General features: G+C 72.9%; 17 protein-coding genes. 13 read left to right on the plus strand and 4 right to left on the minus strand.

The window, feature by feature from the left end; genetic code table 11:
• Positions 1-150 precede the first annotated feature (150 nt).
• On the minus strand, positions 151-1,107 hold the full coding sequence (cofD, locus tag ACH4DX_RS23695) for a 2-phospho-L-lactate transferase (protein WP_398156568.1): 957 nt from the start codon (positions 1,105-1,107) through the stop codon (positions 151-153).
• 33 nt (positions 1,108-1,140) lie between these two features.
• The gene (locus ACH4DX_RS23700; protein WP_398123998.1) at positions 1,141-1,644 is read right to left on the minus strand and encodes a cysteine dioxygenase; all 504 of its coding nucleotides are present in this window, start codon (positions 1,642-1,644) and stop codon (positions 1,141-1,143) included.
• Between the two features lie 771 nt (positions 1,645-2,415).
• Here ACH4DX_RS23700 and ACH4DX_RS23705 point away from each other — a divergent pair.
• From ACH4DX_RS23705 to ACH4DX_RS23715, 3 genes are all read left to right on the plus strand, one after another.
• Entirely contained in the window at positions 2,416-2,679 is a 264-nt protein-coding gene (locus tag ACH4DX_RS23705; RefSeq protein ID WP_016642094.1) for a WhiB family transcriptional regulator, read from the plus strand.
• Between the two features lie 224 nt (positions 2,680-2,903).
• Positions 2,904-6,848 (plus strand): glycosyltransferase family 2 protein, encoded by a 3,945-nt coding sequence (locus ACH4DX_RS23710; protein WP_398156569.1) that lies wholly within the window; start codon positions 2,904-2,906, stop codon positions 6,846-6,848.
• Positions 6,845-8,341: a DUF5719 family protein gene (locus ACH4DX_RS23715; protein WP_398156570.1), complete on the plus strand. Its 1,497-nt coding sequence runs from the start codon at positions 6,845-6,847 to the stop codon at positions 8,339-8,341. Before ACH4DX_RS23710 ends, ACH4DX_RS23715 begins: the two co-directional genes overlap by 4 nt.
• A 64-nt stretch (positions 8,342-8,405) precedes the next feature.
• On the opposite strand, the gene ACH4DX_RS23720 is transcribed toward ACH4DX_RS23715, so the two are convergent.
• Complete coding sequence (locus tag ACH4DX_RS23720) at positions 8,406-8,882, minus strand: metallopeptidase family protein (RefSeq protein WP_398124011.1); 477 nt, start codon at positions 8,880-8,882, stop codon at positions 8,406-8,408.
• A 311-nt stretch (positions 8,883-9,193) separates the two neighbouring features.
• Here ACH4DX_RS23720 and ACH4DX_RS23725 point away from each other — a divergent pair, with 311 nt between their 5' ends.
• From ACH4DX_RS23725 to ACH4DX_RS23765, 9 genes are all read left to right on the plus strand, one after another.
• The gene (locus tag ACH4DX_RS23725; RefSeq protein ID WP_030572613.1) at positions 9,194-9,571 is read left to right on the plus strand and encodes a DUF3499 domain-containing protein; all 378 of its coding nucleotides are present in this window, start codon (positions 9,194-9,196) and stop codon (positions 9,569-9,571) included.
• 118 nt (positions 9,572-9,689) lie between these two features.
• The gene (locus ACH4DX_RS23730) at positions 9,690-11,306 is read left to right on the plus strand and encodes an L-lactate permease (RefSeq protein ID WP_398156602.1); all 1,617 of its coding nucleotides are present in this window, start codon (positions 9,690-9,692) and stop codon (positions 11,304-11,306) included.
• Between the two features lie 87 nt (positions 11,307-11,393).
• Positions 11,394-12,758, plus strand: coding sequence for a phosphomannomutase/phosphoglucomutase (locus ACH4DX_RS23735; protein WP_398123995.1), 1,365 nt, complete (start codon positions 11,394-11,396; stop codon positions 12,756-12,758).
• Positions 12,759-12,878: 120 nt separating this feature from the next.
• Positions 12,879-13,055: a Trm112 family protein gene (locus tag ACH4DX_RS23740; protein WP_398123994.1), complete on the plus strand. Its 177-nt coding sequence runs from the start codon at positions 12,879-12,881 to the stop codon at positions 13,053-13,055.
• A 65-nt stretch (positions 13,056-13,120) separates the two neighbouring features.
• A complete protein-coding gene (locus ACH4DX_RS23745) occupies positions 13,121-14,458 on the plus strand; it encodes an SIS domain-containing protein (protein WP_398123993.1) in 1,338 nt (445 codons plus the stop codon).
• A 397-nt stretch (positions 14,459-14,855) separates the two neighbouring features.
• The gene (gene manA / locus ACH4DX_RS23750) at positions 14,856-16,031 is read left to right on the plus strand and encodes a mannose-6-phosphate isomerase, class I (RefSeq protein ID WP_398156571.1); all 1,176 of its coding nucleotides are present in this window, start codon (positions 14,856-14,858) and stop codon (positions 16,029-16,031) included.
• A gap of 196 nt (positions 16,032-16,227) precedes the next feature.
• On the plus strand, positions 16,228-17,202 hold the full coding sequence (locus tag ACH4DX_RS23755) for a cation diffusion facilitator family transporter (protein ID WP_398156572.1): 975 nt from the start codon (positions 16,228-16,230) through the stop codon (positions 17,200-17,202).
• A gap of 245 nt (positions 17,203-17,447) precedes the next feature.
• A complete protein-coding gene (gene ahcY / locus ACH4DX_RS23760) occupies positions 17,448-18,902 on the plus strand; it encodes an adenosylhomocysteinase (protein WP_398156573.1) in 1,455 nt (484 codons plus the stop codon).
• Between the two features lie 197 nt (positions 18,903-19,099).
• Positions 19,100-19,714: a hypothetical protein gene (locus ACH4DX_RS23765; protein ID WP_398156574.1), complete on the plus strand. Its 615-nt coding sequence runs from the start codon at positions 19,100-19,102 to the stop codon at positions 19,712-19,714.
• A 17-nt stretch (positions 19,715-19,731) separates the two neighbouring features.
• On the opposite strand, the gene ACH4DX_RS23770 is transcribed toward ACH4DX_RS23765, so the two are convergent.
• Positions 19,732-20,754 carry an RDD family protein gene (locus ACH4DX_RS23770; protein WP_398156575.1) on the minus strand — a complete coding sequence of 341 codons (1,023 nt, stop codon included), beginning with the start codon at positions 20,752-20,754 and terminating at the stop codon, positions 19,732-19,734.
• A 214-nt stretch (positions 20,755-20,968) separates the two neighbouring features.
• Between ACH4DX_RS23770 and ACH4DX_RS23775 the strand changes: the two genes are divergently transcribed.
• A complete protein-coding gene (locus ACH4DX_RS23775) occupies positions 20,969-21,976 on the plus strand; it encodes a stage II sporulation protein M (RefSeq protein ID WP_398156576.1) in 1,008 nt (335 codons plus the stop codon).
• Positions 21,977-22,400: the final 424 nt, after the last annotated feature.

A 22,400-nucleotide genomic window follows, 5' to 3' on the forward strand; every position in this document is an offset into this window, starting at 1 on the left:
CCTGAGGAACCGCAGGACCTCCTGCGTACGAGCCCCCGCCGGGGCCCTGCCCCCGCGGCCCCCCACCGGCGCCCGCCGCCGAAGCCCCGGCAGAGCCCTGTGCCGAGGGCAACCCGGCCCCCTGCGCCGGAGGCGCCCCGTCGCGCCCGCTCACGTCCGGACCTCCTCCGCCAGCTTCAGCGCTTCGCGCGCCATCGCCGCCGTGCTGTCGTCGTCCGTCATCAGGAGGGGGATGGCCCGGCACCGGATGCCGGCCGACTCGACGCGTTCGACGGTGGTCGCGTCGACCGTGTCGACGAGCCAGCCGTCGAGGAGGCCGCTGCCGTAGTGCTCGGCGACGGCGGCGGCCGTGGTCTCGACGCCCACGGCGGCGAGGACCTTGTCGGCCATGCCGCGCACGGGAGCGTCGCCGACGATGGGGGAGAGGCCGACGACGGGCACCCCGGCGTCGGCGATGGCCTCGCGGATGCCGGGCACGGCGAGGATCGTGCCGACGCTCACCACGGGGTTGGACGGCGGGAAGAGCACGATGTCCGCGTCGGCGATGGCCTCGAGGACGCCGGGCGCGGGCTTGGCCTGCTCGGCGCCGACGGGCACGATCGCGTGCGCGTCCACGGAGGCGCGCAGCCGCACCCAGTACTCCTGGAAGTGCACGGCCTTGCGCTCGCCGTCGACCTCGACGGCGACATGCGTCTCGACGCGGTCGTCGGACATGGGGATGAGCCGCACACCGGGCTGCCAGCGCTCGCACAGCGCCTCGGTGACGGCGCTCAGCGGATATCCGGCCGCGAGCATCTGCGTGCGCACGATGTGCGTGGCGAAGTCCCGGTCGCCGAGCCCGAACCAGCCGGGTCCGACGCCGTACGCCGCGAGCTCCTCCTTGACCTTGAAGGTCTCGTCGGCCCGCCCCCAGCCCTGGTGCTCGTTGATGCCGCCCCCCAGCGTGTACATCACCGTGTCGAGGTCGGGGCAGACCTTCAGGCCGAACAGGTGGATGTCGTCACCGGTGTTGCCGATGACCGTGATCGCCGCGTCGGGCGCGGCCTTCTTGAGGCCACGGAGGAAACGGGCGCCGCCGATGCCGCCTGCCAGAACCACAATGCGCATGCGCCCAGCATCGCAGGCGGGTACGACATCGTGTCAGGCGGTCACGGGATCCTGCGGCGCGCGCGCCTCGCAGCGGGCGGTGTGCATCGGCATCTCGGTCAGGCCGGGGTAGTACACGTGCAGGCTCACGGCCGGTTCGAGGGCGTCGTTGACGACCTCGTGGACGTACCCCGGCGCGAAGACGCGCTGCGCGCCGGCGTCGAGCGCCCGCGTGCCCCGGTCCGTACGCTCCGTCAACTCGCCACGAAGCACGGTGAGGACACCGCTGGAGCGCCCGTGGTCGTGCCGCCCGCTGCCCTGGCCGGGCACCCATGACAGGAGCCACACCTCGTAGCCGGGGCCGCTGCGCAGGCGGTGGTACCAGCGGCTGGTGGCGTCGTACTGGACGAGGTGCTCCCACTGGGAGCGGTCGGCGGCGATGGCGCGGGCCAGACCGGCGAACTCGGCCACGGTGACGGGGTGCTCGCGCGCGGGCTGGAGGAGGTGCGGAACCTCGAGGATGTCGCCGGCGATCTGGAGGTCGCTGTCGCTGTTCATGGTGCGGTGGTTCCTCAACCTGTGAGTGCTGGGGTGTCGCAGGAAAGGGGTGTACGGAGCCTCGCGGAGGGCGGTCGAGGCGCTCTGGAGGACCGCCGGGGCCCTGCGGAAGGGGCTCGAGGAGGAGATGCGGTGCGGCTCAGCAGCCGGAGGCGGGTCGCCTCAACAGCTGGGACAGGCGCACGTACAGAGACAGCTGCACAGACCGCGCGCGGGGGCAGCACCGGAAGACCCGCCGGGGCGGGTCGCGGAAAGCGCCAATTTCGCGAGCATGCCCACCAGGACAGCGGTTCACACCCCTGGTGTCAACTACATGTCCGAAATGCGGACCATGTTTCACCTCATCCGGTTGCCCCGCCCGCTGAAAGGTTTGTGCAGCGCCTTCCGGGACACAAGCCGCATGACCCGGCGCTCGCGGGCGCGTCAACCGGCGCGTCAACCGGCGGTCGACCACCGTTGTGATCCTGTGATCCGAATGTGATCCGGTTCGCTTCGGTTTCGTCCGATGCAACGGGAGTGAGTGTCGTGGCGTCCCTGTCATGGAGAGCTCATCGCGAAGCATGCGCCGGATGGGTCGCCGACCGGTGTCATGGTTTAGGTAGATTTGAACACTTTCCGCAAAGCCTTGGTTCCGCAGAGTGAATAAGGGGCCCAATAGCAGATCTCGGCTTGACTGGCCCGGATCGGCGCACTTGTAATTTCACTCGTGTCGTTCAGCCGACATCGGTAACGGCAGCATCACGGGGACGCGAAGACAGACGAGGGGCGCACATGACCGAGCTGGTTCAGGAACTGCTGGTCGAGGACGCGGACGAGGAACTCGGCTGGCAGGAGCGCGCACTGTGCGCCCAGACCGACCCCGAGTCCTTCTTTCCCGAGAAGGGCGGCTCCACCCGCGAGGCGAAGAAGGTCTGCCTCGCCTGCGAGGTCCGCTCCGAATGTCTTGAATACGCTCTCGCGAACGACGAACGCTTCGGCATCTGGGGCGGTCTGTCGGAGCGTGAGCGCCGCCGCCTGAAGAAAGCGGCGGTCTGACCCCCGGCCGGCGGACCGGCCGGTCAGAAACCATACGGCCGGCCCGCGAACGCCCACGTCCCCCGCAGCACCGCACCGAGAACAGCCCGTCGCCCAAGGGTTATCCACAGGCGGCGGGCTGTTGTGGTGCCAGCCGTTAGTGTGGGGCCCCGTCCGAGACGCCACACCCTCCTCACGGAGCGCCGGCGTCCACCGCAGTCCAGCGAACCGGGGCCCGTACCTCGATGTCCGTGCACAGCCACCCGGCAGGCCACGAAGGCGCTGCCGCCGGGTTCGACCCGTCCCGCGCGGCCGGGTTCGATTCCGGGAACCCGCCCGAGTTCCCACGGCACGTCGTGACCGCCGTGCTCGTCTCCCACGACGGTGCCCGCTGGCTGCCCGACGCCGTCGCCGGACTCCTCGGCCAGGACCGCCCCGTACAGAACGCGGTCGCGGCCGACACCGGCAGCGCGGACGACTCCGCGCACCTGCTCACCGAAGCCCTCGGCCAGGACCGCGTGCTGCACCTCGCCCGCCGCTCCGGCTTCGGCACCGCCGTCGACGAAGCCGTCCGCACGGCGGCCGTGCTCACCCCGGACGACCTGCCGTACCTCAAGCGCCCCAGCGGCTGGGACCCGGTCAGCCGCACCTGGCGCGACGAGACGTACGACCTGCCGGAACTGCCGCACGGCGAGCCCGAGCAGTGGCTGTGGCTCCTGCACGACGACTGCGCGCCCGAGCCCGGCGCCCTCGCCGAACTCCTGCGCGCCGTCGAGAACGAGCGGGAACTCGGCCAGGACCCCCAGGACATCGCCATCGTCGGCCCCAAGCTCCGCGGCTGGTACGACCGCAGGCAGCTGCTCGAAGTCGGCGTCTCCATCGCCCACTCCGGCCGCCGCTGGACCGGCCTCGACCGGCGCGAGCAGGACCAGGGCCAGCACGACCACGTGCGCCCCGTGCTCTCCGTGTCCACGGCGGGCATGCTGATCCGGCGCGAGGCCTTCGAGCGGCTCGGCGGCTTCGACCGGCGGCTGCCCCTCATGCGCGACGACGTCGACCTGTGCTGGCGCGCGCACGCGGAGGGGTATCGCGTCCTGGTCGCCCCCGACGCCGTCGTCCGGCACGCCGAGGCCGCGTCGCGCGAGCGCCGCACCGTCGACTGCGTCGGCCGCACCGCCTCCTCACCGCACCGCGTCGACAAGGCGGGCGCCGCGTACACCCTCCTGGTCAACTCCCGCACCGCCGTCCTGCCCTGGGTCCTCGTCAGACTCGTGCTCGGCACGGTCCTGCGCACACTCGCCTACCTCGTCGGCAAGGCCCCGGGACAGGCACTCGACGAAGTCGCAGGGCTCTTCAGCACGCTGCTGCGGCCCGAGCGGATCCTCGCGGGACGCAAGAAGCGCGGCAGGCCCGCACTCGACGCGAGCGAGATGCGGCCCCTGTTCCCGCCGCCCGGCGCCACCGTCCGCGCCACGGCGGAGCAGTTCGCTGCCCATCTCGTCGGCGACTCCGACACCGAGGCGTCCGCCGCGGGCCGGCACGGCGCCGTCGAGTCGGGCCCCGGCGGCGACGACGCCGACTTCCTGGAGATCGAGCAGTTCGCCCGCCTGAAGCGCATCGCCCGCAAGCCGGGACCCCTGCTCTTCCTGCTCCTGCTTCTGATCTCCCTCATCGCCTGCCGCGCCCTGCTCGGCGGCGGCGCGCTCGCGGGCGGCGCCCTGCTCCCGGCGCCCGCCGACGCCTCCGCGCTCTGGTCGCGTTATCTGGACGGCTGGCATCCGGTGGGCATCGGAGGCACCGAGGCGGCACCGCCGTACGTGGCGCTCGTCGCCTTCCTGTCCTCCCTGCTCCTCGGCTCCGCCGGACTGGCCGTCACGGTGCTCCTTGTCGGCTCCGTGCCGCTCGCCGGCATCGCCGCCTACTTCGCCTCCCGGCCGCTCGTGGAGTCCCGGCTGCTGCGCGCGTGGGCGTCCGTCGCGTACGCGTTCCTGCCCGCCGCCACGGGCGCGCTCGCGGGCGGACACATCGGCACCGCCGTCCTCGCCGTCCTGCTGCCGCTCATCGCGCGCGCGGGTGTCGCGGCGAGCGGCCTCGCCGCGCCGGAGGGCGCCCGCGGCAGCTGGCGCGCCACCTGGGCGTACGCGCTGCTCCTGACCGTCACCACCGCCTTCACGCCGATCGTGTGGCCCATCGCCCTGGTCCTCGGCCTCGCCCTGCTCGCGGTGCGGCGCGCCGACATCACCGCGTACGGCCTGCGGGTCCTTGCCGCGCTCGGCACCCCGCTGCTGCTCCTCGCGCCCTGGTCGCTCTCCCTGCTGCCCCTCGGCTTCTTCAGGGAGGCCGGACTCGAGTACGGCAAGGGCTCCGCGTCCCCGCTCGACCTGCTCGGTTCCAGTCCCGGCGGCCCCGGCACGGTCAGCGGTCCGCTCCTCGCCGGCATCGTCCTCGCCGCGCTCGGCGCGCTGCTGCGCGGCGAGCGGCAGACGGCGGTGCGCACGGCGTGGGCGGCCGCCCTCGTCGCCCTGCTCTTCGCCGTCCTGTCGAACCGCTCGGTGTGGGCGGGACCGGCCACGCTCGCGTACGGCATCGCGCTCCTCGCGGCCGCCGCGCTCGGCGCGGACGGTGCCCGCGCGCGCGTGGCCGAGCAGAGCTTCGGCTGGCGGCAGCCGGTGGCCGCGCTCATCGCCCTCGCCGCGGCCGTGGGCCCGCTGGCCGCGGCCGGCGGGTGGATGATCGCCGGGGCCGACGGGCCCCTGGAGCGGCGCGACCCGGTGCAGGTGCCCGCCTTCGTCGCCGAGGAGAGCGGCACCGAGGACCAGGCCCGCACCCTCGTCCTGGACGGCGCGTCGCCCGCTGAGGTGGCGTACACCCTCGTCCGCGGCTCCGGCGCCCGCCTCGGCGACGCCGAGATCGCCGCGGCCAAGGGCACCCACCGGCGGCTCGACCGGATCGTCGCCCGCCTCCTCGCCGGCTCCGGCGCCGACCAGGCCGACCAGCTCGGCGGCTACGCGGTGCGCTACGTCCTGGTCCGCGACGGAGCCGCGCGCGGGCTGAGCCGCACCCTCGACTCGACCCCCGGCCTGACCCGGCTCAGCCAGGAGGACGGCAGCGCCCTGTGGCGCGTGGACCGCCAGGTCGCGCGGGCCGCCATGGTGCCGAGGTCCGGTGACCCCGAGCCGGTCGCCGCAGGCCCGGTCGAGCTGCACACCTCGCTCCCCGACGGCGACGAGGGCCGTGTCCTGCGCCTGGCCGACGCGGCCGACGCGGGCTGGACGGCCACCCTGGACGGCCACGCGCTGACCCGCACCACCGTGGACGGCTGGGCCCAGGGCTTCGAGCTGCCCGCGTCCGGCGGCCACCTCGACGTCACGTACGAGCGGTCGGTCGCGCACACGGGCTGGCTGTGGGCGCAGGGCGCGCTCGCCGTGGTCCTGGTGGTCCTCGCCCTGCCGGGGCGGCGCCGCGACGTCGACGACGACCTGCCCGAGGAGCACCCGGTGCCCGCCCAGGCCGTCGCGGGCGAGGGCCGCAGGGCCCGCAGGCTGCGGGCCCAGAGCGAACAGGCCACGCAGGTGGGCGGGGCCGGGGCGCCGGGCCAACCCAATGAGAACGGGGCGTACGGGGTGTACGGGGCGCACGGGGGCGCTCACGAGCCAGGCCTCGGCGCCGTCCCCGCCCAGCACACCCCCGGGCACGAGGCGTGGCAGACCGCACCGACCGGCGCCGACCACGCCGCGTACGGCACCGACCAGCCCTACCGGGACGGCCAGCCCTACCGGGACGGCCAGGGCCACCGGGAAGGCGAGTACGGCTCCTACGAGCAGCCGTACCAAGCCGACCCGTACCAAGCGGACCCGTACCAAGCCGACCCGTACCAAGCGGACCCGGGCGGCCCCGCGCACAGCGGCCAGTACGACCCGTACGCCTACGGAGGGATGTACGGCGGCGACCAGCGGGGCTACGGCCAGCCGTACGAGGGCCAGGCGTACGGGCAGGGCGCCGCCGCCGCCCCCGGCGACGCCCACGCCGCCCCCGGCAACACCCACGCCGCCCCCGGTGAAGCCACGTACACCCCCGGCGACGCCGCCTACGCCCCCGGCGACGCCACCCACGCCCAAGAGACCCCGCCGACGCCGCCGCGCCCCCCGCACGGCACCGACAGCGAGCACCCCGACGGGAGCCGGCAGTGAACCGCAGCACCGTGTCCCTGATCGCCGTGGCGGCGGCCCTCGCCGCCCTCACCGGCTTCGCCTCGGTCACCGGCTCCGAGGAGGCGGGCCCCGCGAAGACCGCCAAGCGGCTCCCCGTGGAGCGCACCAGTCTGCTGTGCCCCGAGCCCAGCACCTCGGACCTCGCCGAGACGGAGTACACGGCCTTCACGCCCGCTTCGGAGGGCGCCGCGGGCGGCGGTTCGGCCGTGCTGCGCCCCGCCCCCAAGGCGCTGACGGACGCGCACCAGGGCGACCAGGGGCGGGCGGAGGACGTCAAGCCGTTCCTGACCCAGAAGTCACCGGGCAAGCCCGTCACCGGGGAGGAGTCGGGGGCGGAGGCGCCCGCGCTCGTCGGCGGCGCCGACGGCGCCCTCGCGCCGGGCTGGTCCGTGCAGCAGACCACGACGGTCACCGCCGGCGCGGGCCGCGGCCTCCAGGGGGCCCACTGCGTCGCCCCGGACACCGAGTTCTGGTTCCCCGGCACCAGCACCGCCAAGGGCCGCAGCGACTACATGCACCTCATCAACCCGGACGACGCGGCGGCGGTCGTCGACGTCGAGCTGTACGGCAGTGACGGCGCCATCAAGGCCGACGTCGGCCAGTCCATCCAGATCCAGCCGCACTCCAGCGTCCCGGTGCTGCTCTCCACGCTCGCGGGCAAGCCGTACACCGACGTCACGACGCATGTCGTCGCGCGCAGCGGACGCGTGGCCGCCGCCGTGCACTCCGCGGACGACGAACTCGGCGGCGACTGGCTGCCCGCCGCCACCGACCCCGCCCCCCGCCTGGTCCTGCCCGGCATCCCCGAGGACGCCACGTCCGCGCGCCTGGTGGCCTTCGCGCCCGGTGAGGCCGACGCCGACCTGAAGGTCCAGCTGGCCTCCCCGACGGGCCCGATCACCCCGGCCGGGCACGAGACACTGCACGTGAAGGCCGGTATGACGGCCGCCGTCGACCTGGGCGACGTCACCAAGGGCGAGGCGGGTTCGCTGCTCCTCACGCCCACCGCCACCGACGAGGCGGCCCCCGTGGTCGCCGCGCTGCGCGTGACCCGCGGCAAGGGCGACAAGCAGGAGACGGCCTTCATCCCCGCGACCGCCCCGGTCGGCGACCGCGCCACCTCGCCCGACAACCGCGCCAAGGGCTCCACGCTCTCCCTCGTCGCCCCCGGGGAGACGGCCCGCGTCAAGGTCACGGCCTCGGCCGGCTCGGAGGCGGGGGAGCCCGTCACCAAGTCGTACACGGTCGAGGGCGGCACGACGCTCGGTGTCGACCCGCCGGTGCCGTCCGGCCTCGAGGGGTCCTACGCCCTCACCCTGGAGCCGGAGTCCGGCGGCCCGGTGCACGCCGCCCGCACGCTGGAGCTGCCCGAGAACGGCATCCCCATGTTCACGGTCCAGACCCTGCCGGACGACAGGGGGACGGTGTCGGTGCCGACGGCGAAGCAGGACCTGGCGGTACTCCAGAAGTGAGGTCCGGCCGGTGCGGCGGGGCTCCGGACGTGCGGCCCGGACAACCGGATAGGAGGCGGCCGCCCTACTCCTCGCCGTAGCGCGGATCCACCGACTCCGGCGAGAGCCCGAGCAGCTCCGCCACCTGCTCCACGACCACTTCGTGGACCAGCGCGGCCCGCTCGTCCCGCCCCTTGGTGCGGATCTCGACGGGCCGCCGGTAGATGACGACCCGGGCCGGCCTGCCGTCGGAGGGCGTGATCGTGCCGCCGAGCGGCACGGCGTCGGTCTCCCACCCCTCGTCACCGGCGTCGGCGGCGGCACCCGCGTCACGGGACACGGTGGGCGGCACGTCGAGCACCAGGAAGTCGATCTCGGTGAGCTGCGGCCAGCGCCGCTCGAGACGCTCCACGGAGTCCTGCACCAGGTCCGTGAACGCCTCCGCGCGGCTCGCCGAGAGCGGCACCTGGGGAGGCGCGACGGGGCCGCGCATGCCCCTGCCGTGGCGGTCGCGCCGGCGGGGCCCCGGCTCGGTGGGGCGGGGCGGTACGGGGTCTTCCATCACTGGGGAAGCGTAGTCCCCGAGATCGCCCTTTCCGTACGGAGCGTGGCATGTCGCTTCCTGACCATTCCGGCCAAGCTTGGGCTCGATTGTGTATCTCTCCGGGACCGCCGAGCTCGCTTCGATTGGCAGGATTTGCACCATGTAGTGATCGGGCCCAACACCGCACGACCCACTGGCCTCTTGCGTCCACGCAGGTCAGCGGGCGCGTCCACGGATGCCGTCGGGCGCGGTACCACAGCACGACACGGGGGAGTGACCTCGGGGAGAGTCGTCGCGGCCCGCTCAAGAGTGCGGTACCGTCCAACGTCGTGAGCCCTGTACGTCGCTGTTCGCGCACCGCTTGCGGCCGTCCCGCCGTCGCGACGCTGACGTACGTCTACGCCGACTCGACCGCGGTCCTCGGCCCCCTCGCCACCTACGCCGAACCCCACTGCTACGACCTGTGCGCCGAGCACTCCGAGCGCCTCACCGCGCCGCGCGGCTGGGAAGTCGTGCGCCTCGCCGACGGCTCGGGACCCGCCCGCCCCAGCGGCGACGACCTCGAAGCGCTCGCCAACGCGGTGCGGGAGGCGGCGCGTCCGCAGGAGCGGGCCGCGGAGGCCGGCGGCAGCGGGCCCCGCGGGGCCGACCCGATGGAGGTCGCGCGCCGCGGCCACCTGCGGGTGCTGCGCTCACCGGACAACTGAGGCCGGGGCCCTCCCCGAGCCCCTCTGCACGGGTTTTCCGCCAAGGGCGTTGACGCCCATGTGCCGTGCCACGACGATTTCGCCATTCATGATCGGCGGATCGTCCGTGGAGGCGCCCGTGTTCGTGCAGGAACTGGAGCCCGTGGGCGACTCGCTCGGCCTGTCCGCGCTGGTCGCGACCCTGCCCCTCCTGACCGCCCTGGTCCTCCTCGGCGCCGTCCGCATGAAGGCCCACCGCGCCGGGCTCATCGGCCTCGGCGTCGCCGCCGCCGTGGCCTGGCTCGGGTACGGCATGCCGCTCGGTCAGACCGCGTCCAGCGCCGCGCAGGGCGCCGTCTTCGGGCTCTTCCCCATCCTGTGGATCGTCGTCAACGCCCTGTGGGTGTACCGGATGACCGTCCGCACCCGGCACTTCGACATCCTGCGCCGCTCCTTCGGGCGGCTCTCCGACGACCCGCGCATCCAGGCGCTCGTCATCGCCTTCTGCTTCGGCGCGCTCCTGGAAGCCCTCGCGGGCTTCGGTGCGCCGGTCGCGATCTGCTCGGTGATGCTGGTGGCGCTCGGCTTCGACCCGGTACGCGCCGCGGTCGTCGCCCTCGTCGCCAACACCGCGCCGGTGGCCTTCGGCGCGATGGGCACCCCCGTGGTGACACTCGCCCAGGTCACAGGCCTGCCGCTGGACACCGTGGCCACCGTGGTGGGCCGCCAGACGCCACTGCTCGCCCTCGTCGTGCCGCTGCTCCTCGTCGCCCTGGTGGACGGCGCGCGCGGGCTCAGGGAGACCTGGGTGCCCGCCGCGGTGTGCGGACTCGCCTTCGCGGCCGCGCAGTTCGCGGCGTCCAACTACGTCTCCGCGCAACTGGCCGACATCGCCGCCGCCTTGGCGGGCGCGGGGGCGCTCGTCGCAGTGCCGGGCGCCCGCAGACCCGCCGCCGAGCCGGTGCGCGCCGCGGTCCTCACCGGCGCCCGCAGCGACGACCTGGACCACGACGACCCGCGCGCGGACGTCGTGCGCGCCTACACCCCGTACGCCCTGATCGTCGTGATCTTCTCCATCGCCCAGATCCCGCCCGTCAAGGACTTCCTCGCCCGGGCCACGCGCACCGTCGACTGGCCCTTCCTGGACGTCGGCGACCCCGCGGGCGACCCGGTCGGCGGCAACGTCCTCGCGCTGCCGCTGGTGTCCACCGGCGGCACCCTCGTCCTGCTCGCCGGTGCCGGCACGGCGGCCGTACTCGGCGTCCACGCGCGCGTGGCGGCGCGGGAGTGGGCGGCGACCGTGCGCGAGCTGCGGTTCGCGATCCTCACCGTGACCAGCGTCCTGGCGCTCGCGTACGTGATGAACCTCTCGGGACAGGCCGCCACCATCGGGCACCTCGTGGCCGACGCGGGTTCCGGCCTGGCCTTCCTGTCGCCGGTGCTCGGCTGGTTCGGCGTCGCCGTCACCGGGTCCGACACCTCCGCCAACGCCCTGTTCGGCTCCCTCCAGGTGACCGCCGCCGAGCAGTCGGGGCTCTCGCCCGAGCTGCTCGCCGCTGCCAACAGCTCGGGCGGTGTCCTCGGAAAGATGATCTCCCCGCAGAACCTGACCATCGCCTGCGCGGCGGTCGGGCTCGCCGGCAAGGAGGGCGACCTGCTGCGCAAGGTCCTGCCCTGGAGCGTCGGGCTGCTCCTGGTGATGTGCCTCGTCGTCGTCGGCCAGAGCACGGCGGTGCTCGGGTGGATGCTGCCCTGAGTCCGCTTCCTTCGCGGCGTTCCGGGTAGTTTGTTGCCACCGACGAGGGCTTGCCGAGCTCCCAGAACCTTGCAGAGAGGGTTGGCCGTGACTGCTGATCTGTCCCAGCTCGTGAAGGCGTACGACGTGCGCGGGGTGGTCCCGGACCAGTGGGACGAGTCGCTCGCGGAGCTGTTCGGCGCCGCCTTCGTCCGGGTCACGGGCGCGGACGCGATCGTCGTCGGACACGACATGCGGCCCTCGTCGCCCGGCCTGTCCCGCGCCTTCGCGCGCGGCGCGGCGGCCCTCGGCGTCGACGTCACGGAGATCGGCCTCTGCTCGACGGACCAGCTCTACTACGCCTCCGGCGCGCTGGACCTGCCGGGCGCCATGTTCACGGCGTCGCACAACCCCGCCCAGTACAACGGCATCAAGATGTGCCGCGCCGGTGCCGCCCCGGTCGGCCAGGACACCGGCCTCGCGGACATCCGCGCCCTGGTGGAGCGCTGGTCCGAGGAGGGCGCCCCCGAGCCCGCGGCGACCCCCGGCACGCTGACGAGCCGCGACACCCTCAAGGACTACGCGGCGCATCTGCGGGGCCTCGTGGACCTCACCGCCAGCCGCCCCCTGAAGGTCGTCGTCGACGCGGGCAACGGCATGGGCGGCCACACCGTCCCCACCGTCTTCGAGGGCCTGCCCCTCACCCTCGTACCGATGTACTTCGAGCTCGACGGCACCTTCCCCAACCACGAGGCCAACCCGCTCGACCCGGCGAACATCGTCGACCTCCAGGAGCGCGTGCGCGCCGAGGGCGCCGACCTCGGCATCGCCTTCGACGGCGACGCCGACCGCTGCTTCGTCGTCGACGGGGACGGCGCCCCGGTCTCCCCGTCCGCGATCACCGCCCTGGTCGCGGCCCGCGAGCTCGCCAAGCACGGCGGCTCGGGCACGGTCATCCACAACCTGATCACCTCCTGGTCGGTCCCCGAGGTCGTCCGCGAGAACGGCGGCACGCCCGTGCGCACGCGCGTGGGCCACTCCTTCATCAAGGAGGAGATGGCCAAGACCGGCGCCATCTTCGGAGGCGAGCACTCCGCGCACTACTACTTCCGGGACTTCTGGAACGCGGACACGGGCATGCTGGCCGCCCTGCACGTGCTCGCGGCTCTCGGCGGCCAGGACGGCCCGCTGTCCGCCCTCGTCGCGCAGTACGACCGCTACGCCGGCTCCGGCGAGATCAACTCCACGGTGGACGACCAGACGGCGCGTCTCGCCGCCATCAGGACCGCGTACGAGACCCAGGACGGCGTCACCATCGACGAACTCGACGGCCTGACCGTCACCGCCGCCGACTGGTGGTTCAACGTCCGCGCCTCCAACACCGAGCCCCTCCTCCGCCTCAACGTCGAGGCCCGCGACGAACCCACGATGCACCGCGTACGCGACGAGGCCTTGAAGATCATCAGGGGCTGAGCCCCCGGGACCTGGGGGAGGCAGGGGCGCGGCCCGGCCTCCCCCGGGGCCCGCCCCTGCCCCCAGCGGTACGCTGACCAGGCCACACCCCCGTCCGCCCCACCCCGAAGGGACCCGCACATGCCGCTCGAAGCCGGCCTCCTGGAGATCCTCGCCTGCCCGGCCTGCCACGCCCCCCTCAAGGAGACGGACACCGAGCTGATCTGCACGGCAGAGGGCACCGACTGCGGCCTGGCCTACCCGGTCCGCGACGACATCCCCGTCCTCCTGGTCGACGAGGCCCGCCGCCCCGGATGACGAGCTGAGAAGGGGCACCCTGGAAGGGACACCCCTGCCGCGCACGGCGATCGGAGGCCGCCCCCATGCTCGACGAGTCGCTCCTCGACGCCCCCGAGGCCCTGGCCCGAGCCGACCTGCACGATCTGCTGCGCGGCGCCGCCGAAGCAGGCGCCCGCGTACGGACCGCGGTACGGCACGCCACGGAGTCCGGCCTCACGGAGCTGGAGCCCGACGGCCGCCCCCGCGCCGTCCTGATCGCGGGCCCCGGCACCGCGGCCACCGGCGTCGCCGACATCGTCGGCGCCCTCGCGGGCACCGGCTGCCCCGTCGTCCGCCTCGCCCCCACCGGCGTGGCGCCCGCGGCCGGCGCCCTGCGCTGGGCGCTGCCGGGCTGGACGGGCCCCGTCGACCTGCTGCTCATCGTCACCCCCGACGGCACGGAACCAGGCCTGACGCTCCTCGCCGAGCAGGCCTACCGCCGCGGCTGCACCGTCGTCGCGGTCGCACCGGCCCGCTCCCCCCTCACCGAAGGCGTGGCCGGTTCGCACGGCCTCGCCGTCCCGATGGCGGTGGCGCCGGGTGTGGCCGCGTACGGAGGGACCGCGCCCGCGACGCCGTACGGCGAGGCGGACAGCCGCCTCCTCGCGCGCGACGACTCCGCCGCCCCCGCCCAGGGGGACCCCGCGTCCCCGCCGGGATCCGCGACCCCGCAGGGCCCCGTCACGGTGGGCGCGGCCCATCGCGTGCCGGACGACAGCGGCCCTCCGACCTCCCCGCACAACGACGCGCCGGAAGCCCCCGCGGCCGCCCCCGGCACCCTGTGGGCGCTGCTCACCCCGCTGCTCGTCCTCCTCGACCGCACCGGCCTGGTCGCCGCCCCCGCGGACACGCTGCACAAGGTCGCCGACCGCCTGGATGCCGTCGCCGAGCGCTGCGGCCCCGCCATCGCGACGTACAGCAACCCCGCGAAGACCCTCGCCGCCGAGCTCTCCGAGTCCCTGCCCCTGATCTGGACCGAGGGCCACGCAGCGGGCACGGCGGGCCGCCGCTTCGCCGCCGCGCTCGCCGAGCTCGCGGGGCACCCCGCGCTCACCGCTGAGCTGCCGGAGGCGCTGGCCGCGCATGCCGCGCTGCTCGCGGGCGGCCCGTCGGGCGCCGCCGACAGCGACGACTTCTTCCGCGACCGCGTCGAGGAACCGCCCCTGCTGCGCCCCCGCGCGGTCCTGCTCCGCGAACAGCCCGCCGACCTCGGCGGGCTCACCGCGGCACCCGCGGTGCGCGAGCTCGTCCACAGCCACGACGTCGCGCTCAGCGAGCTGGAACCCGCGGACGGCAGCGACCTGGAGCGCCTCGCCGAACTGATCGCCATCACGGATTTCACCGCCGTTTACCTGACGCTCGCCTCCGGAGACGGATCATGACCGTGCCACCGCCCGGCGGCACGGGGGCAGGCCACGGGGCGGCGCGGCGTCGGTGGGCCCGGGCGGTTCGGGGCCGTCAGCGCGGTGGTGTCGGTACGGGTACGAGTACGGGGGCAAGTACACGTACGGGTACGAGTACGGGCGCAAGTACGCGTGCGGCTACGGGTCTGCGCCTCGGCACCGGCTTCGTCGCGGCCACTTGCGTGGGCACCGGCACCGGCACCGGCGTAGGCACCGGCACCGGCACCGGCGTGGGCACCCGTGGCCAAGGCCTGGCCACCGGGCCAGGCCCGGCTGCGGTCACCGTTGGCGCCACGCCCACCGGCACCGGCGTGGCACCCCCCGCCCCGCGCCCGACCCCGCGCACCCGCACGCATCCGTAAGGGAGACCCTCTCCGTGGACCGCCTCACCAACACCGTCCGCCCCTACGCCTGGGGCTCCACCACCGCCATCCCGGAGCTGCTCGGCACCGAGCCGACCGGCGAGCCGCAGGCCGAGATGTGGATGGGCGCCCACCCGGGCGCACCCTCGCGCACCGAGCGCGGCCCGCTCGACGAAGTGATCGACGAGGACCCGGCGCGCGAGCTGGGCCCGCGCGCCGTCGCCAAGTTCGGCCCGCGCCTCCCCTTCCTCCTGAAGATCCTCGCCGCGGGCGCCCCGCTCTCCCTCCAGGTGCACCCCAACCGCGAGGAAGCGGCGGACGGGTACGAGGACGAGCAGCGCCGCGGCGTCCCCGTCGACGCCCCGCACCGCAACTACAAGGACGCCAACCACAAGCCCGAGCTGATCTGCGCGCTCACGCCCTTCGACGGGCTGTGCGGCTTCCGCGCCCCCGACGACGCCGCCGAACTGCTCTCGGGCCTCGGCGTCGACTCCCTCGTGCCGTACGTCGACCTGCTGCACGCCAAGCCCGAAGAGAGCGCGCTGCGCGAGGTCCTCACGGCCGTGCTCACCGCCGACCCCGACGACATGGCGAAGACGGTCGCGGCGGCCGCGGCCGCCGCCGAGCGCATCGGCGGCGTCTACGCCCCGTACGCCGCCATCGCCCGCGACTACCCCGGCGACCCCGGCGTCATCGCCGCGATGCTCCTCAACCACGTCCGGCTCCAGCCCGGCGAGGCCCTGTTCCTCGGCGCAGGCGTCCCGCACGCCTACCTCGACGGCCTCGGCGTGGAGATCATGGCCAACTCGGACAACGTGCTGCGCTGCGGCCTGACGCCCAAGCACGTCGACGTACCCGAACTCCTGCGCATCGTCCGCTTCGAGGCCACCGACCCCGGTGTCCTGCGCCCCGTCGCGACACCGGCCGCTGCCGCGGCGGGCACCCCGGGCGGCGAGGAGGTCTACGACACCCCGACCGACGAGTTCCGTCTCTCCCGCTTCGTCCTGACCGAGGGCGCCGCCGCCCACGACCTCACCGCCGGGACCCCGCAGATCCTGCTCTGTACCGCGGGCACGGCGCGCGCGGGCGACATCGCCCTGTCGCCCGGACAGTCCGTGTTCGTCCCCGCGGGTGAAAAGGCCGAAGTGTCCGGCACCGGCACGGTCTTCCGCGCCACTGTGGTGGCTTGAACCACCCCACGCGTCCCGTACTGCAACAATGACCCACCGCACAGGCCGGGCCATCAGGTGCCGGGCCGCGCGCAGCGGGTAGTGGCGCGTTACGGGTAGTCGTGCGCGGCGGTGGTCGTGCGCGGCGACAGTGGCGCGTGACGAGTAGTCCGCGCAACGAGTAGTAATCACGCAGGCGAAGGGAATTCGGGCACACATGAGTGCGTCAGGCGGAACAAAGGCGATCGTGGCGGCACTGGCCGCCAACCTCGCGATCGCGGTGGCGAAGTTCGTGGCGTTCCTCTTCAGTGGCTCGTCGTCGATGCTCGCGGAGAGCGTGCACTCGCTCGCCGACTCCGGCAACCAGGGGCTGCTGCTCGTCGGCGGCAAGAAGGCACAGCGCGAGGCGACCCCGCAGCACCCCTTCGGCTACGGCCGCGAGCGCTACATCTACGCGTTCCTGGTCTCCATCGTGCTGTTCTCCGTCGGCGGCATGTTCGCCATCTACGAGGGCTACGAGAAGATCAAGCACCCGCACGAGATCGAGCACTGGTACTGGCCGGTCGGTGTGCTGGTCTTCGCGATCATCGCGGAGTCCTTCTCCTTCCGCACGGCCATCAAGGAGTCCAACGCCCTGCGCGGCAAGCTCACCTGGACGCAGTTCGTGCGCCGGGCGAAGGCGCCGGAGCTGCCGGTCGTGCTCCTCGAGGACCTCGGCGCGCTCGTCGGCCTGGTCCTGGCGCTCGGCGGTGTCGGCCTCGCGCTCGCCACCGGCGACGGCGTGTGGGACGGCATCGGCACGCTGTGCATCGGTGTGCTGCTCATCGCCATCGCGATCGTGCTCGCCGCCGAGACCAAGTCGCTGCTGCTCGGCGAGTCCGCGGGCACCGAAGAGGTCGCCAGGATCGAGCACGCCCTCGTCGACGGCGACACCGTCACCGGCGTGATCCACATGCGTACGCTCCACCTCGGCCCCGAGGAACTCCTCGTCGCCGCCAAGATCGCCGTCCAGCACGACGACACGGCCAGGGAGATCGCCGACGCCATCAACGCCGCGGAGGCCCGCATCCGCGAGGCGGTCCCCATCGCCCGCGTCATCTACCTCGAGCCGGACATATACAGCGAGGCGGCGGCAGCGGCGGGCACCAACCCGGCGAAGACCCCCGGCGGCCCGCAGGGCGACACCCACTGACCTCCGCGCCGACGTCGATCCGGCCACACTCGCACCGGGTGGGCTGGGGCTCACTGGGCCAATCGGTGTAGATTCGTGACAGTGCCAGACGTCGCTGCTGATGGCGGTCGGGCGGTTCGCACCTGAACCGGCCGAGGGAGAGAGGGCCTCCGACGGACTGCACTGCGCGCGCCGGTGCCGCTCTGTGCCCCGACGCCGCAGGTCAGCCATGCCCACCCTCGATCTACCACGAGGAGCAGCTCTCAATGACTGCCGTCAACGGCCAAGACTTCAAGGTCGCCGACCTCTCCCTCGCCGACTTCGGCCGCAAGGAGATCACCCTCGCCGAGCACGAGATGCCCGGCCTGATGGCGATCCGCAAGGAATTCGCCGCCAGCCAGCCCCTGGCCGGCGCCCGCATCATGGGCTCGCTGCACATGACCGTGCAGACCGCCGTCCTCATCGAGACCCTGGTCGCCCTCGGCGCCGAGGTCCGCTGGGTCTCCTGCAACATCTTCTCGACCCAGGACCACGCCGCCGCGGCCATCGCCGTCGGTCCGAACGGCACCCCGGACAACCCCCAGGGCATCCCGGTCTTCGCCTGGAAGGGCGAGACCCTCGAAGAGTACTGGTGGTGCACCGAGCAGGCCCTGACCTGGCCGAACTCGCCGACCGGCGGCCCGAACATGATCCTGGACGACGGCGGCGACGCCACCATGCTCGTCCACCTCGGCGTCCAGTACGAGAAGGACGGCAAGGTCCCCGCCGTCGAGACCGCCGAGAACGACGAGCACCGCGTCATCCTCCAGGTCCTGCACCGCACGCTGGCCGAGAACCCGCAGAAGTGGACCCAGGTCTCCTCGGAGATCCGCGGTGTCACCGAGGAGACCACGACCGGCGTCCACCGTCTGTACGAGATGCAGCGCGACGGCACCCTCCTGTTCCCGGCGATCAACGTCAACGACGCCGTCACCAAGTCGAAGTTCGACAACAAGTACGGCTGCCGCCACTCGCTGGTCGACGGCATCAACCGCGCCACCGACGTCCTCATCGGCGGCAAGACCGCGGTCATCTGCGGCTACGGCGACGTGGGCAAGGGCTGCGCGGAGTCCCTGCGCGGCCAGGGCGCCCGCGTGATCGTCACCGAGATCGACCCGATCTGCGCCCTACAGGCGGCGATGGACGGCTACCAGGTCACCACGCTCGACGAGGTCGTCGAGACGGCCGACATTTTCATCACTACGACCGGCAACAAGGACATCATCATGGCCTCGGACATGGCCAAGATGAAGCACCAGGCGATCGTGGGCAACATCGGCCACTTCGACAACGAGATCGACATGGCCGGCCTCGCCGCCATCCCCGGCATCGTCAAGGACGAGGTCAAGCCGCAGGTCCACACCTGGAAGTTCCCCGAGGGCAAGGTCCTCATCGTCCTGTCCGAGGGCCGCCTGCTGAACCTGGGCAACGCTACCGGTCACCCCTCCTTCGTGATGTCCAACTCCTTCGCGGACCAGACGCTGGCCCAGATCGAGCTGTTCACCAAGCAGGAGGAGTACCCGATCGGCGTCTACGTGCTGCCCAAGCACCTCGACGAGAAGGTCGCCCGCCTCCACCTGGACTCCCTCGGCGTGAAGCTGACGAAGCTCCGCCCCGAGCAGGCCTCGTACATCGGCGTCGAGGTCGAGGGTCCCTTCAAGCCGGACCACTACCGCTACTGATCCGCTACTGATCCGACAGCGGCACCGGCAACGGTGACGGACCCGTCCGTCCCCGTCGCCGGCTCCCGGTCAGGGAGCAGCAGGCCGCCCGGCAGTACGCCCCAGCAGGCCCTCGCCCACCTCGGCGGGGGCCTGCCTCCGTAGCGGCCCCGGCTCCGGCGGCCCTACGCCCCGTCCCCCGACAAGGACCACGCACCATGCCCCGCGGCCGATATTCGCTGCACGATCCGCACGATCACACCCCCCTCGGTGAGGAACACTTCCAGTGCGCCCCCGGCCCCTCCGGCTGGCGCTATGTCGCCCGGCGCACCGCCCCCTCGGGCGATCACCAGGGCTCCGTCGATCTGGCCCTCGACGAACTCGGCCGCCCCCTCCGTCTGGAACTGCACGCCGGCGACTGGCAGGTGCGCGCGGCCGCCCTCGACGGCGTGACCTGGGTCCGCACCGACGCCTCCGGCGCGCACGCCACCGAGAACAGCGCTCCCGCCCACGCGTTCACCGGCATGTCCCCCGCCTTCCTCGTCGCCACGGCACGGCTGCTGCGGCTCGCCCCCGCTGCCCCCGCGACACGCGTACGCCTGGTCGCCTTCACGGACCCCGTCCTCGCCCCCCGCACTCTCGACCAGTCCTGGGCCCTGCTGAAGAGAGAAGCACACGCCACTGACAACGGCCCGCTGACCGTGGACGCATACCAGGTCACCGCCCTGGACACGGGGGAGCAGCACGCCGTCCACCTCACCGGCGACGTCGTCCTCGCGGCCCCCGGCATCGAGTTGGAGAACCTCGAGTCACCGCCGTCGGTCTTCGCCTGACGCTCGCCGCGACAGGTCTAGGCGGGCGGCACGAACCCCGTCGCGGGGCGGGCGGGGGACTCGGGTGCCTGAGGTGCTTGCGGTGCTTGCGGTACCTGAGGTGCTTGCGCTTCTTGCGGCGCTGGGGGTGCGTAAGGCTGCGGGGACGTGGGGGGCGTACGAGACGGAGGGGGCGCCGCCGGGGAGACGCCGGGAGCGGGCGGGGCCTCGAAGGCGTTCGTGGGCCTTGGAAACCCGGTGGGGCCGGGAGCGGCCGAGAAGTCGGAACCGGCCGCGAGGCCGGGCGCGCCCGCGGTGCCGAACGCCCGCCGTGCCTCGCGGGCCTGTCGTTCCTGCACGACCGCGGCGAGGAAGGCGGCCGGGGGCACGCCCTCCGGCGCGGGGGCGCCGGTCCGTGCCACCAGGTCGCTCGCGAGCCGCTCCGCCATCGCCCAGCCGACCTGGGGATCCAGCTGCCCCATCCGCGTCAGGTACTGGCGTACGGCCAGCCACAGCGCGTCCGGGACCGCGGACAGGTCCAGTTCGGTGAACCGCCCCACCAGCCACGGCGGCGGCGCGGGCACGTGCTCGGTCCGGCTCGTCGGCACCCGTTCCCGAACGACGAGCGTTCCCGCGAACACGTCCCCGAGCCGTCGCCCGCGCGCCGACACCAGGGACGCGATGCAGGCGACGACCCCGAACGTCATCAGGATCTCGACGACCCCGACGGCCCCGCGCACCAGCGCGTGCCGGAACCGGATCGGCCCGCCGTCGTCCCGCACCACCCGCAGCCCGCACGCCAGCTTCCCGAGCGAACGTCCCTGGCTGAGCGTCTCCACCGCGATCGGCACACCGACGAGGACCAGGACGAACGTCGACACCGCGATCGCCGCGACGGCCGCGTCGTCGAGCGATCCCGCCGCGGCGAGGAGACCGAGCGTCACGGCCAGGTAGGCAGACCAGGCGACGACCATGTCGATGAGCACGGCAAGGGCACGGCTCGGCAGCTTCGCGGGACGCAGCTCGAGCGCCACCGCCTCGCCTGTCACCAGATCGTTCACGCCCGCCGCCCATCCTCATAGCCGCCCCGGAACCGCCAGTCTGCCAAGCTGACTATGGATCGTGCCCAAAGTGACCCCGGATCGCGTCACCGCGGCAGCAGCGTCACCGCGGCGGCGATACGAGAAGCAGTAAGCAGTACGAGAAGTAGCGATACGAGAAGCAGCAGGCAGTACGAGAAGCAGCAGGACGAGAAGCCGAGGAGCAGCCGACCCGATGGACCTCGACGTCTTCGTGACCGCCCACCGGGCCGAATGGGACCGCCTCGACGCCCTGCTGCGCCGCCAGCGCCGCCTCACCGGGCCGGAGGCCGACGAACTGGTCGCCCTCTACCAGCGCACGGCCACACACCTCTCGCTGATCCAGTCCAGCGCCCCGGACCCCCAGCTGACCGGTCGGCTCACTCAGCTGGTGGCACGCGCGCGCAGCGCCGTGACGGGAACGCGCCGTGCCTCGTGGAGAGACGCGACGCGCTTCCTGACGCACGGTTTCCCCGCGGCGGTCTACCGCTCCCGTCACTGGTGGGTGCCGACGGCGCTGCTGTCCGCGGTCCTGGCCGCCGTGCTCGGCTGGTGGATAGGCACGCACCCGGAAGTCCAGTCCTCCATAGCGGCCCCCTCCGAACTGCGCGATCTCACCCGCCCCGGGGGCGAGTACGAGACGTACTACTCCAGCAACCCGGCCGCGTCGTTCGCCGCCCAGGTGTGGACGAACAACGCCCAGGCGGCGGCGATGTGCCTGGTCCTGGGTGCCTTCCTCTGCTTCCCTGTCATCTGGATCCTCTTCCAGAACATGCTGAACCTCGGCGTCGGCATCGGCCTGATGTCCTCCGCGGGCCGCTTGGACACCTTCCTGGGGCTCGTCCTGCCGCACGGCCTCCTGGAACTGACCGCTGTCTTCGTAGCGGCCGGCACGGGCCTGCGCCTCGGCTGGACGCTCATAGACCCGGGCCCGCGCACGCGGCGCACAGCGATGGCCGAAGAGGGCCGCGCCGCTCTGGGCATGGCGATCGGGCTGGCCCTCGTTCTGCTGATCTCCGGAGCCATAGAGGGCTTCGTGACCCCCTCAAGCCTGCCCACCTGGGCCCGCATCGGCATAGGCGTCATCGCTGAGCTGGCATTCCTCGCGTACGTGTACGTCCTCGGGGGCAGGGCCGCACGCGCGGGCGAGATCGGCGACGTCGACGAGGCCGAGCGCAGCGCCACGGTCCCCACCGCTGCGTGATGTGCGCACGTCGCCTCTGACCTGCTAGTCTCCTCGTCGCCCCAGAAAAGTCGTTGACACGACGGATCCGGGGAGGTAGATTCGAACAGTTGCCTAGAGCTGGACAGCTCCAGCGGCGGCAGTTAATATCTGCCTGCTTCTTGAATTACATCAATTCAGAGGCCACTCCCGATCACTCGGAAAGTTGAGCCGGTCAGACCGGCCGAAAACTTCTGATAAAGTCGGAACCGCCGAAAGGCAAAGGCCCCCAACGGCCACCGGAATTGAAATCCGAACCGGGAACGGAACGGAAAACGGATCTGGTAGAGTTGGAAACGCAAGAACAGAAAAAACACCGAAGGGAAGCGCCCGGAGGAAAGCCTGAGAGAGTCTCTCGGGTGAGTACAAAGGAAGCGTCCGTTCCTTGAGAACTCAACAGCGTGCC

The sequence above is a fragment of the Streptomyces sp. NPDC017940 genome (assembly GCF_044328435.1).
Lineage (GTDB): Bacteria > Actinomycetota > Actinomycetes > Streptomycetales > Streptomycetaceae > Streptomyces.

Bases quoted from the DNA above. Each gene is read 5' to 3' on its own strand.
- cofD (WP_398156568.1), bottom strand. From the start codon at position 1,107: ATGCGCATTGTGGTTCTGGCAGGCGGCATCGGCGGCGCCCGTTTCCTC.
- ACH4DX_RS23700 (WP_398123998.1), bottom strand. From the start codon at position 1,644: ATGAACAGCGACAGCGACCTCCAGATCGCCGGCGACATCCTCGAGGTT.
- ACH4DX_RS23705 (WP_016642094.1), top strand. From the start codon at position 2,416: ATGACCGAGCTGGTTCAGGAACTGCTGGTCGAGGACGCGGACGAGGAA.
- ACH4DX_RS23710 (WP_398156569.1), top strand. From the start codon at position 2,904: ATGTCCGTGCACAGCCACCCGGCAGGCCACGAAGGCGCTGCCGCCGGG.
- ACH4DX_RS23720 (WP_398124011.1), bottom strand. From the start codon at position 8,882: ATGGAAGACCCCGTACCGCCCCGCCCCACCGAGCCGGGGCCCCGCCGG.
- ACH4DX_RS23740 (WP_398123994.1), top strand. From the start codon at position 12,879: ATGCCGCTCGAAGCCGGCCTCCTGGAGATCCTCGCCTGCCCGGCCTGC.
- ACH4DX_RS23745 (WP_398123993.1), top strand. From the start codon at position 13,121: ATGCTCGACGAGTCGCTCCTCGACGCCCCCGAGGCCCTGGCCCGAGCC.
- ACH4DX_RS23755 (WP_398156572.1), top strand. From the start codon at position 16,228: ATGAGTGCGTCAGGCGGAACAAAGGCGATCGTGGCGGCACTGGCCGCC.
- ahcY (WP_398156573.1), top strand. From the start codon at position 17,448: ATGACTGCCGTCAACGGCCAAGACTTCAAGGTCGCCGACCTCTCCCTC.
- ACH4DX_RS23765 (WP_398156574.1), top strand. From the start codon at position 19,100: ATGCCCCGCGGCCGATATTCGCTGCACGATCCGCACGATCACACCCCC.
- ACH4DX_RS23775 (WP_398156576.1), top strand. From the start codon at position 20,969: ATGGACCTCGACGTCTTCGTGACCGCCCACCGGGCCGAATGGGACCGC.